The 16,998-nt window shown below is 55.8% G+C and carries 6 protein-coding genes; 2 read left to right on the top strand and 4 right to left on the bottom strand.

The features are described 5' to 3' along the window. The first annotated feature begins 176 nt into the window (after positions 1-176). Together Poly51_RS14475 and Poly51_RS14470 are read left to right on the top strand one after the other, a co-directional pair. Positions 177-5,702 (top strand): DUF5060 domain-containing protein, encoded by a 5,526-nt coding sequence (locus Poly51_RS14475; RefSeq protein WP_146458462.1) that lies wholly within the window; start codon positions 177-179, stop codon positions 5,700-5,702. 69 nt (positions 5,703-5,771) lie between these two features. After that, positions 5,772-9,524, top strand: a complete 3,753-nt coding sequence (locus tag Poly51_RS14470) for a dockerin type I domain-containing protein (RefSeq protein ID WP_146458461.1) — start codon at positions 5,772-5,774, stop codon at positions 9,522-9,524. Positions 9,525-9,613: 89 nt separating this feature from the next. Here the strand turns inward: Poly51_RS14470 and Poly51_RS14465 are convergent, their stop codons facing one another. The 4 genes from Poly51_RS14465 to Poly51_RS14450 all read right to left on the bottom strand — a co-directional run bounded on the left by Poly51_RS14465 (position 9,614) and on the right by Poly51_RS14450 (position 16,939). Then, positions 9,614-11,008 (bottom strand): sulfatase family protein, encoded by a 1,395-nt coding sequence (locus Poly51_RS14465; RefSeq protein ID WP_146458460.1) that lies wholly within the window; start codon positions 11,006-11,008, stop codon positions 9,614-9,616. A gap of 67 nt (positions 11,009-11,075) precedes the next feature. Beyond that, a complete protein-coding gene (locus tag Poly51_RS14460; protein ID WP_146458459.1) occupies positions 11,076-12,461 on the bottom strand; it encodes a Gfo/Idh/MocA family protein in 1,386 nt (461 codons plus the stop codon). 128 nt (positions 12,462-12,589) lie between these two features. After that, complete coding sequence (locus tag Poly51_RS14455; protein ID WP_146458458.1) at positions 12,590-15,511, bottom strand: glycoside hydrolase family 78 protein; 2,922 nt, start codon at positions 15,509-15,511, stop codon at positions 12,590-12,592. A gap of 9 nt (positions 15,512-15,520) precedes the next feature. Next, positions 15,521-16,939 carry a sulfatase-like hydrolase/transferase gene (locus tag Poly51_RS14450; protein ID WP_146458457.1) on the bottom strand — a complete coding sequence of 473 codons (1,419 nt, stop codon included), beginning with the start codon at positions 16,937-16,939 and terminating at the stop codon, positions 15,521-15,523. Positions 16,940-16,998 lie beyond the last annotated feature (59 nt).

Genomic DNA, 16,998 nt, shown 5'->3' with positions numbered 1-16,998 from the left:
GGCCTGAGTGGTGGCTTGGGCGGTGAATCGGTCGTACAGTCATTCACTCCCAATGTTTGACATCAGGGTGAGCGGTACATCGCTAGTTTCATCAAGGATGCCCAGTGTTTCATTCGCATCGCCACAGCCTATCGGAACGAAAACCATCCAGAAATCGAACCCGGGCCCGCTTGCGGTTGGAGTCGCTTGAAAAACGGCAACTGCTGGCGGTCGGCGTGATCGCTCCCGTCGGTGCTGAATTGTTCAGCGAAGCCGGTTCCTATCATGAATATGGGACGAGCGGAAGCCAGTGGTATGACGGCTCGGGTATCTCCGATGCCAGCGTTGTTGAAACCGGTGATCCGATTCCCACCCTCTGGCCGGAACACGTTGCGGGCAACAACAGCACGCGAGTTTCCAGAATCCGACTCGCTTCGGAAGTCAATGTACTAACGTTCGATCTTGGTGGGACATTTGATGTCAGCGGAATGGTGCTTTGGAATAGCACCGAGGCGGGACAAACCGATCGTGGTTTTGAAAACACCGTCCTGTCCTATTCGACCGACGGCGGATTGACCTTCACCGGCAGCGACTCGTTGACGTGGACCGAACGGGGTGCAGACGGTTCGGCCAATCAGGGAAACACGCCGACACCGCCGGTCGCCTTGTTCGCACCCGAAGTCAAGATGCTGTCCAGTGCGGTCGGAGGTGTCACGCATGTCCGAATGAACGTCGATAATTTCTCGACTGCCGGATCTGACAATATCGTCATGGCGTCAGAAATTCGATTCATCGGTGAATCGGCGGCATCGACGTCAGGTGTTTACAACGAAGCAAACGGCTTGGTTGTCATGGAGATGGAGAACACTCCGTCGGACTTGGGTTTGTGGCAGGAACAGACTCAGTTGTCGAACTATACCGGCGATAGTTATTTTCAGTTTCTTGGCAACAACTACCAAAGCGGACCCGCGAATTCGCCTTTGGAGTACAGGTTTCGCATCAACACTCCGGGGCTCTATTACCTGCACCTGCGATCCGCCAAAGAAAACAGCGCTGATCCGACGCGAACCGACATCAGCAATGACGCCTACGTTCGCGTCGACGGAGACTACAACGCTGGCCCCGGCCCGCACGGTAGCCATGGCAACAACGCATCGCTAAGTCTGTTGCAGAGCAACACCAAGTTTTTCGGCGGCGCTCTGAACAGCTTCAAATGGGATTCCGGTAATCAGCTTGACCCGGGCGGAGACACCAATAAACGAGTCGCTGTTTACGATTTCAAAGCGGGCGAGGAGTACACGTTGGTCGTGTCGGGCCGATCAAAGTTTTACAGCATCGATCGAATCGTGTTCCGACACGAGAGTACCGCTGTTGGCACAGCCCAAAACCTGAACACACCCGAATCGTCTTTCATCCCTGCTCAGGACACGGGCAACGTGGCGATCACGGGCGAGTTGAAGCAATGGCACAAAACCACGTTGACGCTTGATGGCCCCACGGCCAGCGAGAGTGGTTCTGTCAATCCGTTTACGGACTACCGCATGAACGTCACGTTCACGCATCCCGCCAGCGGACTTTCCTATACGGTTCCCGGCTATTTCGCCGCCGACGGCGATGCCGCCAATACGGGCGCGACCAGCGGAAACAAATGGCGTGCCCACTTGGCGGCCGATGTCGAGGGTTCGTGGAACTATTCGATCTCGTTCCGTACCGGGACCAATGTTGCGGTCAACGACAGTCCCACGGCCGGCACTGCCTTGGCTCCGCTTCATGGAATCACGGGCAGTTTTACGATCGGCGCGACGGACAAGACGGGTGATGATTTTCGTGCCAAGGGACGCCTTGAATACGTCGGCGAACACTATTTGCAATTCGCCGGAACGGGCGATTTCTTCATCAAGCAAGGTCCCGATGCACCGGAGAACCTGTTGGCATACGCCGATGTGGATGGAGACTTCAAGACCGACGGAAACTACAACCGAGGAACGTTTGCTAGTGAAGCCGAATCCATCAAGCAATGGAATGCACACGAGGCTGATTGGAATGCCGGTGATCCAACATGGTCGCAGGTCGACGGCACGCAAGGCACGTACGGCAAAGGACTAATCGGCGCGATCAACTACTTGGCCTCGGAAGACCTCAATGCGTTTTCCTTCCTGACGATGAATATCAACGGAGACGACAAGAATGTTTTCCCCTATACGACATATTCCGAGCGGAGTCGCATCGACGTTTCCAAGCTCGACCAATGGGAGATCGTTTTCGAGCATGGCGACAAGATGGGAATGTACTTGCATTTCAAAACCCAAGAAACCGAAAACGACCAACTGCTTGATGGCGGCGACTTGGGCAACGAGCGAAAGCTCTATTATCGCGAGTTGATTGCAAGATTCAGTCACCACCTGGGCATGAACTGGAATCTGGGCGAAGAGACGACGAACACGACACAGCAACTCAAGGATTTTGCCCAGTACTTCCACGACAATGATCCGTACCGGCACAATGTCGTTCTCCATACTTATCCCGGGCAAAAAGATCAGCGATACACACCGTTGCTAGGAAGTGCATCGGAGCTGACGGGCTTGTCGCTGCAAACCAGTCAAGCCGATTTCTCGAATGTTCACGTAGACACGGCGACGTGGGTCGCGAACTCGGCAGCCGCAGGTAAGAAATGGGTCGTTGCCGTCGACGAACCGGGTGACGCCCAGCACGCGTTACGACCCGACAACGATGCGGGCAACAGTCACGTCGACGGCCGGAAAAATGCCCTCTGGGGAACCTTGATGGCAGGTGGCGCCGGCAACGAATGGTATTTCGGTTACGGGCACGCCGAATCGGATTTGACTCTCGAGGACTTCCGAAGTCGCGACAACTGGTGGGACTACACCCGATATGCGAAATCGTTTTTCGAAGACTTCGACATCCCGTTTTGGGAAATGATCGGCGACGACTCGATCAGCACCGCGTCGAACGACTATGGTTTCTACAAAGAGGGCGAGGTCTACACGGTTTATTTGAAGAACGGCGGCACGACCAGTTTGAATCTCGGCACTTCGCCGGCGAACGAAGTATTCAATGTCAAATGGTTTGATCCGCGAAACGGAGGCGGGCTACTGGACGGCACGGTGACCCAGGTCAACGGTGGCGGAACCGTGTCGCTGGGGCAACCGCCCAACAGTGTTGGCGAAGACTGGGCCATTCTGGTGACTTCCGAATTCTTCGTACCCGGACTGGCCGTCGATGGAGCCTTCCTAGTCAACGCCGACAACGATTCTGACATCGCAGCGTTGACCGACGGCATGGTGATCAACCTGGCCACGATGGATACGACCAATCTGAATATCCGAGCAACCACCGAGGGCGCCGCAGGAAGCGTCGGGTTCGCGCTCACGGGCGCAACCACACGCAACCAATCGGAAACCGTCGCCCCCTACGCTCTGTTCGGCGACGACAGCGGAAACTATCGACCGGGGACGTTGAACGTCGGACAACATACCTTGGTCGTGACGCCGTTCTCAGAAGCGAGTTTGAATGGCACGGCGGGCCAGCCGATCACGATTCACTTCGTCGTCAGCGATGGGAACACCAACAGCCCGCCCACCGGATCGGTGACCATCACCGGCACGTTGACCGAAGGCCAAACGCTAACGGCATCCAATACTCTGGCCGATGGCGATGGGATCGGTCCGATCAGGTATCAGTGGCAGCGCGATGGCGTGAATGTATCCGGCGCAACCGGCAACACCTACGCTTTAAACACAGCGGACGTCGGAACCAAGATCAGCGTCGTGGCCAGCTACACCGACGGCAGCGGCAAGCTAGAACAGGTCAGCAGCGCGCTCGATCAGCCCGCAACGTATTCGTTCGCCGCGCGAACCAACTTTCCGGTCATCGATGCAGGCGAGGTGGTTTATTACGCCGACAACCCCAATGACGCGTTGGCGATCAACGCAGCCGTTGTCGCCGATCGCGACAAGTTCGCCCGCGCGTCGCACACCTTCACGGGGCAGTCCGGCGTCTACCCCCTGCGGATCACAACGCTGACCGAAGAGGATGGCGAATCCATCTATCGTTTGTTGGTCAACGGATCCGTGGTTGGCACCTACCAAAACCCTCGCATCGGATCGGGCTCACCGCTGGATCTGCAACCCAATCAACATGTTTGGAACGACATTGCTCTGCAATCGGGTGACATCGTTTCGGTTGAATCCAATACCGACACCAATGGTGAGATTCCCGAAGGTACTGGAACAGCCTGGGCACGAGGCCGTTGGCGATCGCTCGACTTATTCACAGGTGTTGGTCCCGTCGTAGCCGACAACAGCGGTCCGACGATCAACAAAGTATTCCTGGTCGACTCTGATAGCGACGCAGACATCGTCGAACTGACGAACGGTGCAGTGATCAGCCTGACCGAACTCGCCAGGACAACCCTAAATGCCCGTGCGACGACCAACCTCGCCGTTGGAAGTGTCCGATTCGCACTCAGCGGAGCGACAACAAAGAACCAAACTGAAAGCGTGGCACCCTATGCTTTGTTCGGCGATACTGCTGGGGATTTCGCTGCCGGGACTCTGGCACTCGGCCAGCATACACTGGTCGTCACGCCCTACTCGGGTGGAGGTCTAACTGGCACAGTTGGAACTCCTGTAACCATCGTGTTTGAAGTCACAGATGCGGTTACCAGCGTTGTTGGTCGCAGCGTGGCTTACCGTGGCGCCGGTGCGACCTACGGCGAAGGCCTGGCCGACCCGAACAAATCGGCGCTGCATGGGCCCGGCGCGACGGCATCGATGGCGAACTACACCAATTACTCACAGGGACTCAACCGAGTCATCGTCGACATCGACAACCTGCCCGCGACAACGTTGACGCAACCCGATTTCGAATTCCGCGTCGGTAATACCGAGGACTTTGGCAACAACCTCGCATGGACTTCCATGCCGTCTTCGGCGATCGACGTGGCGACACTGACGGGCGCCACCAAGCGTGTCACGATCGACTGGCCCCATCAAGCCATCATGAATCGATGGTTGGAAGTCACTGTCAAGGCAAACGCCAACACCGGACTTGACCAAGACGATGTGTTCTATTTTGGCAATCAAGTCGGTGACGTCGACGGATCTATCTCGCCATCTAAGCATGTGACCGTCAATGCCTTTGACACGCTGGATGTCCGGTTCCACCAAAGCCCAAGCAGCAACAGCGTTGGCATCGACAACATCTATGACATCGACCGCAACGGTTCGGTCAACGCTTTCGATACCCTGGACGTCCGATTCAACCAGATGCCTTCGGGCGGGTTGATGATGATCACCCTGCCGCCGGCGGCGGCACCAACAACCGCAGCCAGCATTGCCAGTGCGGCGATACAGAATCCGGACAACGCGCTGGACGTCAACGGCGATGGCCAAGTCACGGCGCTAGACGCGTTGATGGGGATCAACTTCCTTGGACAAACGATTCCCTCGTCCGAGTTGACCGGGTTTGCCGGGCGTCCGTCGCCTGCCCACTTCTATGACGTCAACGGTGACGGGCGAGTTACGGCGCTGGATAGTTTGCAGATCATCAACAAGCTAGGAAGTGCATCGAGCGGGCAAGCCGAACAGGCTTCCATTCCCCAGCTAGAATTGACATCCGATGACGACGACGATCTCGATTGGGTTTCGGGCGATACGGTTGCTCTTGAAGCCGCGATCGACTCGGCGCTGAACGACTTGTAGCTCACTCCCTCGAATCACGTTTCAATCGAAAGCAGCGCTGCGTCGCCACACTTTCAAGGACTTCCATTCATGCGATCCCTCCGCAGCTTTCTGTCGAAACGAAGAACGCACAGGAGCCGAACTCGGACATGCCTGTGGCTCGAGTCGCTCGAAAAACGCCAATTGCTAGCGGCCACTGTGATTGCTCCGGTCGATGCAGACTTGCTAGCCGTCGGCGGCTCGTATCTGGAGTACGGCGCCAACGGAAGCCATTGGTATGACGGATCAGGATTGTCAGATGCATCGATCGTCGAGACCGGCGATCCCGTTCCCGCCACATGGCCCCAGCACGTGTCCGGCAACCATAGCGATCGTGTGTCACGAATCCGCAACGGAGCGGGTGTCAACACACTGACGTTTGATCTTGGCGGGACGTTTGATGTCACCGGCATGGCGTTGTGGAACAGCACCGAAGCCGGGCAATCAGATCGAGGTTTTGAAAACACCATTCTGTCGTACTCGATCGATGGCGGACTGACCTTCACCGGCAACGATACACTGACATGGACCCAGCGAAGCGCCGACGAGTCAGCTAACCAGGGCACTTCGCCGACACCGCCGGTCGCCATGTTCGCTGCCGAAGTTCAGATGTTGCCCAGCACCGTCGCGGACGTCACTCACATTCGAATGGATGTGGACAACTTTTCGGGCGAAGCGATCGTGATGGCTTCTGAAATCAGGTTCGTCGGCGAGACCGAATTGCCGAGTCTTGGGACTGCAAATTTGTCTGTGAGAACAGCGGACAGTCAACTCGACCTCAGACAAGGTCAAGAGGCTGGCGCGACCGGGATTGAGTTGACCGTGACGTTGGACCAGCCGAACATTTCCGGAGCTTCGATCTCGTTTGATCTAAACGACTTGGGATCAGGCACTGCAACCGCCGGTCTGGACTACGTGGCGTTGCCGGCCGGTGCAAAGATCAGCGTTGCGGCGGGCCAGCAAACCGGGACATACATCATCAACGTGATCGACGACTTCTTGATCGAAGCCACGGAAACCGTCAATTTTCGGATTTCGAATCCGAGCAACCCCGACGTCGGCATCGATACCTCGACCGTGACAACGACCATTGCGGACAACGACAATGCGGGCGTCACCGTTTCGGGAGCGGAAAGTTTAGACATTAGCGAAGCCGGCAGCACCGACACCTACACCATCGCGCTGGATACGATTCCCACGGGAGCCGTCGAGATTACCGCAACCGCCGATGCTCAAACCCAGGTTAGCATCGACGGTATCAACTTTGCCGCGACGCAGGTTTTCAGCCTGACCGACATGACCTCGCAAACGATTACCGTTCGCGCGATCGATGACTTCGCCGTCGAGGGCATTCATACCGGGACAATCACTCATGCGATCACCGGCCCGATCGTGGACCCCAACTATCCGAACGTGACCCTCGACGACTTGTACACGCAAACGGGCACGGATCCATCGTTTCAAGAATTGATCGACAGCGGGGCATTGCCGACGGGGTCGAACACAACCGTGGGTATCACAGGCTCGACGATCGACGTCAACAATTCCGTTGTGGAACAAGGCATCCACGCGAACACGCCGACCTGGCCGGGCATCAATATCCACACGTTGGCGAATTCCGTAATCCCGCGCAGCAACTTCGATCGATGGTCACGGTGGTACCAAGAAGACGGTAACACGCAAGTATTCCGAGTGTTCGAAGGTGAAGAGAACGTTCGCAACACGCGAGCGTTGGCGGCGCGGATCGAATCGCATTCCAACGGTTGGCAAACGGGAACCTGGAATGATTTTTCGGCGAGGTACACGATTGTCAAACCAGAATCGATGGCGATCTTTCAGTCGTTTCAACCGAGCGTGGAATGGTCGGTACACATCGGAATGAGTGCCAACGGAGGAATTCACTTTACGCACCGGAGAGCCAATGGTGGTGGCCAGCTAACGATTCCACTTGCCGAAGACATGGTCGGCAAAAGCTTCGATATCCGAATTCGAGAAAACGGCTTGGATTATGAGGTCTATTTCAATGGCGAATTAAAAGGACGTGGCCAGTACGAAAAGCCGGACAACATCTTTCAGTTCCGCTGGGGAACGTATCGAGGTGCCAACCCCATGACCCGCGATTCGCTGATCTTCGTCACCGGTGCATCGATCCAAGCCAATACGTCGGCACCGCTCGGACTGGTCCCCTACCGTCCCGCGACGACGTCACTGTCGATCGCTAGTGCAACCACCGAAATCACCGACAACGATCCGAGCCAATCTGCCTACACGCCTCGTACCGTCACGACGGGAACTCGCATTGAAGCCGAAGAGTTTGATCTCGGCGGCCAGAACGTTGCCTACTACGATACGACCGCTGGAAACTCTGGAGGAGTGGATCCGTTTCGCGCCGACGAAGACGTTGACGTGTACGGATCGGGCAATCGAGTGATTGGCAACGCACGCAACGGTGAATGGCTGGAGTACACCGCCGATGTTGTCGCGGGAACCTATGATATCGGGATACGAGTCGCGTCACCCAACGACAATACGATGTCCGTTCGGCTTCTGGTCGGCGACGACAATTCGACGGAAACCTTCACGGAACTCGGAACCGTCGTTGTGCCGAACACCGGCGGCTTCGGGAATTGGGTCGTGCCGAAAATCAACAACGTCGATTTGTCCGCATGGGCCGGTGAAGATCGCGTTTTCCGGATCGAAATTGTCGGCGGCACGTACAATTTCGACTGGTTCGAATTCACCGCGAATGAGCCGGTTCTTACCAGCGTCGTTGGTCGTAGCGTTGCTTACCGAGGTGCCGGCGCGACTTACGGCGAAGGCATGGCCGACCCGAACAAATCGGCGCTGCATGGGCCCAGCGCGACGACATCGATGGCGAACTACACCAATTACTCACAGGGACTCAACCGAGTCATCGTCGACATCGACAACCTGCCGGCTACGACACTGGCGGCATCGGACTTCGAATTCCGTGTCGGTAACACCGAGGACTTTGGCAACAGCCTGGCGTGGACTTCCATGCCGGCTTCGGCGATCGACGTGGCACCGCTCGCGGGTACAACCAAACGTGTCACGATCGACTGGCCTCATCAAGCCATCATGAACAAGTGGCTGGAAGTCACCATCAAGGCAAACGCCAACACCGGACTCACTCAAGACGATGTGTTCTACTTCGGCAATCAAGTCGGTGACATCAACGGGTCCACGTCGGCATCGAAGCATGTGACGGTCAACGCGTTTGACACGTTGGGCGTTCGATTCAACCAGAGCCCCACCAGCAACAGTGTCGGGATCGACAACATCTATGACATCGACCGCAACGGATCGGTCAACGCCTTCGATACATTGGGCGTCCGATTCAACCAGATGCCGTCGGGCGGGTTGATGATGATCACGTTGCCGCCGGCTGCGGCACCACCAACCGCAGCCAGCATTGCCAGCGAGGCGATACAGAATCCGGACAACGCGCTGGACGTCAACGGCGATGGCCAAGTCACGGCGCTAGACGCGTTGATGGGGATCAACTTCCTTGGACAAACCATTGCCTCATCCGAGTTGACGGGTTTTGCAAGACGCCCGTCGTCCGCCAACTTCTATGATGTCAACGGTGACGGACGGGTCACGGCACTGGATAGCCTGCGGATCATCAACAAGCTTGGACGATCGTCCGACCAGCTAGCCGAGCAGATGTTCATTCCCCAACTTGAATCGATATCCGATGACGACGACGATCTCGATTGGGTTTCTGATCGCCAGCGGCAGCAAGTCGGTTTCATCGATCTAGCGCTGATCGCTTGGAACTGAGAATCATGGGCCAGCCCTGTCAGCCTTCGTGAACGCCTGCCTCGAAAGATTGAATCACCGCGACGGCGGCTAGATCCAATGTACACCCGCTACTTTGCTGCGGATTTGAGTTCAGCGAATCGTTTCCGCATGCCTTCCAACTGGGACGTGAAAGCGGGATCAGACGAAAGGTCACTCTCTTCGATCGGATCGCTTTTTAAATCGAACAGTTGTTCTCGTTCAAACTCGGGCCAATAGAAGTACTTCCAGTCCTTGCGTACCAGTGCCTCCGACGCAGGAATGAAGTCAGTACTTTTCAACATTGGGTGTTCATAGAAGAACTCGTCTCGCCACGCGGGCTTTTCATTAGAAAGATACAACGGAGCGATGTCGGTTCCCTGCATCGTTTCCGGAGCCTCGATCCTGGTGGCGGCGAGAATCGTCGGAGCCAAGTCGACGTTCAGTGTAAAGTCATCGTTGGTCTTCCCTGCCATGTTGGCTGGCATTCGGGGATCACGGACAATCAGTGGCACGCGGATGCTTTCTTGATGCGGGTACCACTTGTCTGCCAAACCGTGTTCGGCGTGGTAGTAACCGTTGTCGGTCGTGAAGATCACCAACGTGTTGTCATCAAGCCCTTGGTTCTTAAGTTCCGCAAGAATCCGCCCGCATGTCGAATCCACTTCGGTGGCCAGCCGATAGTAGTTCTTCATCATCGTTTGGTACTTTTCGGGCGTATCAAATCGCCAGTGCCAACGATTGCGACCTTCGTTTTTTTCGTTGCCGACGAAATCGGGCAACCGCTCAAACGATTCTTGAGTCGCGTTTTCGGCGACGGGAATCGTGACGTCTTCGTAAAGCGTCATGCTCTCGGGTTGAGGCAAAAACTGCAGCGGGCTGGAATCTTCCGCATGCGTAGCAAAGAAGGCAACCGTCAAACAGAACGGCTTATCGCTCGGTCGCTCACGCAAGAAATCCAACGCATCTTTTTCGTTTTTTTGCGTGACATGGATCTTTGTCCCATCCGGTTGCTCGATCCAATGCGTTCCATAGTATGAACGGCTGAAGTCAAACTTGTCGGCGGGGATCTTTCCGTTGTGCCACTTCCCGACATGTCCGACGTGGTAACCACTCTGACGCAGCAATCCCGGAAAGGTTTCTTCCCACGGAGTCGCCCAGGGCTTGAACGAGCGGTTGCCATGCCGGGACATCCATTGGCCGGTGAACAAAGTCGCCCGACTGATCCCGCAAATCGACGTGGTAACACAGTTTTGGGTGAAGCGAACGCCGTCGTTGGCCAGTTGGTCGAGCGTGGGCGTTTTCACGACCGGATTCCCGGCGACACCCAACGTGTCGTGCCGCCAATCGTCGGCGTACAACAGCAAAATGTTCATCGGCTTGTTTCCCGATGGACCATCGTTCGCCGCAGCGACGCGACTCACTTCGATGAACTGGATTGCAGCGATAAATAAAAGGGCAAGCAAAGAAAAAGTTGTTCGGATCATTTGAAAGTTCTGGTAACGAGAGCGTTTCTTGTAGGTTGATTCGTAGTGGACGTTTCGTCGGCGGTTCCTAACTGGGCGAGCCCAGGAAGTCACTTCGACTTGGACGTGACATCAATTGATTCGCGGTCTCATTTCCCACAAAGACTTCATCGATCGGGTTCCATTTCAGATCGTCCCCCGTCATCAACGCGATGTTGCACATGTGACAACTGGTCATGGTGCGGTGATGCGTGTAGACGTCCGAGATCGGCTCGGATCGGTCTTTGACGCACTCGAAAAAATTTTGCATGTGGCTGGTAATCGGTTTGTTTTTGTAGAGTTTGACGATCGCATCTTCGAGGGACTTGTTGTCCGACTCGGTCAAGTCTTCAATCGGTTTGCCGGTTAGCTTGCCGCGATTGACGAACAGTCGGCCTCGGCTGCCTTCGAACAGAATCCCGTTGGGAAACTTGGTGCGTCCGTCTTCGGATACGTACTCGTCATACACGTTCAAGACGGAACCGTTATCGAATGTCAGGTTGACTTCAAAATTGGTTGCCGCGTTGTAACCGTTTTCCAACTCGGCCTTGCCTTCAAAGAAGGCCACCCAGTCAAACCCGGCGGGCACAACGGTTCCAAATTGCCCAGTGCCGCTGATGCTGGTCGGTCCGGTTTGGTCCTGCCCGATTGCCCACTGGGCGATGTCGATGTGGTGGGCACCCCAGTCGGTCATCTTGCCGCCAGAGTATTCGAGATACCAACGGAAGAACTTTCGTCGCTCAAGAGAGTAACCAGCCGAACGTGCGGGGCCCACCCAAAAATCCCAGTCCAGTTTTTCAGGAACGGCGGATGTTTCAAAAGGTCCGTCACCGGGCGCCGCCCCGATGGCAATCTGCGCGGTGATGTTGTCACCGATAAATCCGCCCTGGACCATGGCGATGGCTTTCAAGAAGTTTTGCCCCATCTCAGTCCGTTGCTGCGTTCCGACCTGAAATACCTTGCCCGTCTCTTTGACTACTTTGCTGATTTGCTTTCCCTCGTCAATGGTCAGCGTGAGCGGTTTTTCGCAGTACACATCGCAACCTGCACGCAAGGCATAGGTCGCAATCGGAACGTGCCAGTGATCGTTCGTTCCGATCACGACGATGTCGGGTTTTTCCGTGTCGATCATCTTTCGATAGTCAACGTATTCCTTCAGCTTACCGCCAAACATTTCATCGGCGTTGAATTCAGCGTTGTGCAACTCGTCGACATCACACACGGCGATCATCTTGCCAAACTTTGCCGCTTGTCGCGAAACCCTACCGCCACGGTTGTACCGACCGCGACTGCCGCCGACACCGATCGCGGCAACCTTCAAATCGGTGTCTTGGACGTCGTCAGCATTCGCCGAACTGGTCCAGACATACGGATTGGCCGCTAAAGCAGCGGAAGTCAACGCGGCATTTTTGAGAAAGGTTCGACGTGTGGTCATGGTGGTGATTCCTGAAGAGAACATTTAAGGACGCGAGGAGTTGGATTGGCGGGTTTGCTTTGCCAGTGATGCGCGGGGCTACTCTGGGTTGGTTCGAGCAAACAATCAAAAAAATCCAAATAAGGTGCCTATAATTTGATTTCGAACTGGTGCTTTCCGGCCGTAACCGTTTGGCTTTTTTCGCCGTTCGGAAACGCGACCGTTGCGGTGGTGTTGGGCGGGACCACGACTTCCATCACCAGCTTGCCATCGTTCAGCGTCCAACCACTGACGGCTGTTCCGTAGCCTGTTTCCAATTCAGCACGTGCCGACGTCAGTGGCCCGCCGATCAGCGGGCGAACAAAGAAGTGCTTGTAGCCGGGGTGCTTGGGATCGGGTGACAGGCCCGCGACTCGTTCGTACATGAATTGGCCGATCGCGCCGTAAGCATAGTGGTTGTACGAATTCATGCTCGCATCACCGAAGCCGTCAGTGTGGCTGTAACTGTTCCAACGCTCCCACATTGTGGTCGCACCTTGATTGATGGAAAAGAACCACGACGGATACGATTCCTTGAACAGCAATTCGAAACAGATGTCAGAGTGCCCCAGTTCATCGAACACTGGGGTCAGTAGCGGTGTGCCCAGAAAACCAGTTTGCAAATGCCGCCCCGCTTCCTCGAACTTTTCCAGCAGCAGCTCTGCTACTTGTGGTCGCTGTTCTCGCTCGACCAAGTCGTACCCCAAACCCATCAAACAAGCGGTTTGCGTTTGCGCGCCTGGATGGACCTTTCCGTCCGGAAAATAGGTCTTGGTGAACGCTTCGCGAATATCATCATGCAGTTTCAGGTAGCGGGCCGCATCGTCCGTATTGCCTAGCGCCGTCGCAGTCCAATACAGAATCCTGGAATCACGTCCGAAGTAGGCCGTCGCAATCAGATCTTGCGCCGTATCGCCTTTGCGATCCAGTTTAGCGTAGGGCTGTAACCAATCGCCGAAACCCGTCAATGTGGGAATGAAGTCTTTCGAACGACGTTCATAGACGGCCACCCATTTCTTCATCGCGTCGTAGTTATCTTGCAAGATCCGGATGTCGCCAGTTCGTTCGTAAACCTCCCACGGAGCGGTCACGACCACGTCGGCCCAACCGGGACTGGAGTAACCGAAGTTGGTCGCGGGAACGGTGTGCGGGATCTCGCCCTCGTCGTTCTGTTCGTCGCGAACGCTCTGCAGCCAGCGAGCCCAGAACGAATACACGTCATAGTTAAAGAACGACGTTGGCAGGAACGCTTGTGCGTCGCCGGTCCATCCCAGTCGTTCGTCCCGCTGCGGGCAATCGGTCGGGACATCGACGAAGTTGCCGATTTGTCCCCAGCGAATGTTGCTTTGCAATTGGTTTAGCTTGTCATGCGACGACGTGAACTTGCCCCTTGATTCAAAGTCCGTATGAATCACGTTGGCGACAACCGAATCGGTGGTCAGCTTGTCACCGTCGGCCAGGCCACTGAGTTCCAGGTATCGATAGCCAAAGAACGTTAAGGACGGTGCGTAGGTGACCGTCCCCGTTTCGGCCGCGACGTAAGTGGCTTGCGACCGAGCGGTTCGATAGTTGGTGGTGTACAGCGTCCCGTCCTGCTGCAGCATCTCGGCAAACCGAATCAAAACCGTTTCGCCCTTCGTCACGGGCATCGTGATGGTGGGAACGCCGACCAAGTTTTGTCCGAAGTCAAAAACGTACTTGCCCGGTTCGGGTTGGGTCAGATTCACTGCTGCCACCGTTTTCTTCACTTGAACGGGTGGCATGCGTTTGGGAACGACTTTTGGTTCATCGCCAAGCGGAGTCGACTTGACTGGCATCCAAACGCCGTCATCGAAACCGGACCGTGCCCATTGGCCCAGTTCTTTCGAGGCATCATAGTCCTCGCCGTGATAGTAACCGCCCACCCGAATCGGGCCTTGGTCGGTTGCCCGCCACTTGTCATCCGTGACGATCGTTTCGACACGCCCGTCCGCATAGGTCAACTCCAACTGTGCCAGCAACTTGGGCGTCAGGTCCAATAGTTCGGTTCGCTTTCGCAATAACAGGTTACCTGCATACCAACCTTCACCGAGAACTGCACCGATGGCATTATCACCGTCGTTGACCAAGTCCGTTACATCGTAGGTCAGCGATTCAACGCGTTTGGAATACATCGTGTAACCGGGCGCTAGCATGTCGTTGCCGATTCGCGTCCCGTTGATCTGAAACTCATAAATGCCCAGCGCCGAAGCGTACAGTCTTGCCTTGACGATCTTGCCCGGGGCATCGAATTCGCGTCGCAGATAGTAGGCCGGATGCGCGGTGATTTCCGGATACGGATCAAACGCTCGATTCTCGGCCAATTCGACTTGCTTGCGAACGCCATTGACTTCGTAGTCGACCCATAACGTTTTCGCCTCGTCGGGAGCAGGGTCGCCGCCCAACCGCGGCGGAACGACGCGAATCGGTGTCGCGCCACGTTTGATCGCGCCGCGAATGTTCTCGATCACGTCATTGATCTTTGACCCATCGGCCGTGCGAACGCCGAACTCGGCTTTGAAAATTTTCACCTGATCAGGCTGACGCTTGCCGCGATCTAGCTCGATCCAATTTGCGTCCCACGCGTCATGATGGAGCAATCCCATTTCGATGGAAGCCGCTTCGCTCCAGTCCGATTCACGCCCTTGGTCGTCCCAGAACTTGACTCGCCACGAAACTTGCTGTCGTGATTCGAACGCCGGTCCTTGGTAGGCAACCCATACCGATTGGTCCGAAACGACTTTGCCCGAATCCCAGATCGGATCGGCGTTGTCGTTCATCGCCAATCCGTCACGGACAACGATCTGGTATGCCGTTTGAGCCTTCACATCCTCCGCCAAAGGCAGCTTCCACGAAAACACCGGAGACGGGTCGTAGAATCCGACGGGATCGACGAAGTTTTCGCCGACCGAGAGAGAATGAGGTTGCAGATCCGCTGCGAAAGCGGCTTGGAAGACGCCGCAACTGAGGATACTTAGCAGACAAAGGTACGCGGAAGGTTGTCGTCGATGCATGAGATAGATTCAGTCTTCGTGTTTCTTGAACAGGTCTTTGAATTCTTGATGGATGTCGGGGTGCTGCGTCGATAGTTCGATGGTTTCGCCGGGATCCGAATTGAGGTTGAATAGCTGGGTCGGTTGATTTAGACCGTAGCGAACCGCTTTCCACTTGCCGCGTCGCGCGGCTTGGAAAACCTCGCCGATAATTCCCGAGTTGGGATCGCCCACTTGTTTGCCGAATTCCCAGTACAGTGTTCGTTCGGGGATCGGTTGCGGCGAATCATTCAACAGCGGGTAGATCGAAGTTCCATTCGTTTTGACGCGTGGTACCGACGTCAGCGAAACGCCAGCCAAATCGGCAAACGTCGGCAGCACGTCTGCGAAAGCCCACGGCGTGTTGTCGACTCGGCCGGTTTTGATTTTCGCGGGCCAGTGAACGATCATCGGCACGTGGATGCCGCCGTCAAACAAGTCGCGTTTCATTCCTTTGTAGGGCGCCGCGGCTTTGAAGAACATCGGATCACCACCGCCCTCGTCGTGCGGTCCGTTGTCGGACGTGAAGACGATCAGGGTGTTGTCGGCGATGCCACGCTGATCGAGCGCGTCAACAATCTTTCCAACGTACGCGTCCAATGCCGTGACCATCCCAGCGAGTGTGGCTCGGGGACGGGCAACGGGTTCGGGATAGTACCACGCGTATTGATCTGAAGGCTCGCCGGTGGACATGCCTAGGTAAGACTTCTCGTCAAACAATTGCTCGTAAGGTTTGACATATTCTTCCGGCGCAGCCAGTTCCGCGTGTGGCGAAGAAAACGTCAGCATGACAAAGAACGGATTGTCGTGATCTTGGACGATATAGTTGATCGCTTCGTTCGCGAACATTTCTTGAGCGTACGCTCCCTTGCGTCCGCCTTCGTTCTCGGTGATACGCAACTTCCGTCCGTCACGCCACAGGATCGTCGGGTACTGGCGGTGCCCTTCCAGAATCGAATACATCCCGTACCAAGTATCGAAACCCATCGCCAACGGGTCAGTCACGCCCATTTGCGAACCGATCGAATACTTGCCAAACAACGCGGTATCGTAGCCGGCATGTTTCAACACGTGAGCCATCGTGACGTCGATGTCGGCCAACTGGACTTTGTTCGAGTTGTTCTCCATCAACCGACCGTCGCGTCCGGTAAACAACGAAACACGCGAAGGCGAACAAACGGTGTTGCCGGAATACGCATCCGTGAAGCGAATCCCGCTTTTCGCCAAACGATCCAAGTGCGGCGTCTTGATCGGGGTGTCGCCGTAGGCGCCGATCTGATTGAACCCCAAATCATCGGCCAAGACAAAGATGATGTTCGGACGATCGGGCGGCGTGATCTCGGCTGCTTCGGATGAAACAACCACGATCAATCCAACGACGACGAAAAGAGCACGGCAGAGAGTGAACATCGCTAGCGGTTTGTTGCAGGGCAATGGTGTCAAAGGTTTTTCTCCAGTTTGCTTTCGCG

Source organism: Rubripirellula tenax (assembly GCF_007860125.1).
Lineage (GTDB): Bacteria > Planctomycetota > Planctomycetia > Pirellulales > Pirellulaceae > Rubripirellula > Rubripirellula tenax.
This window is presented reverse-complemented; position numbering and strand designations above follow the sequence as displayed.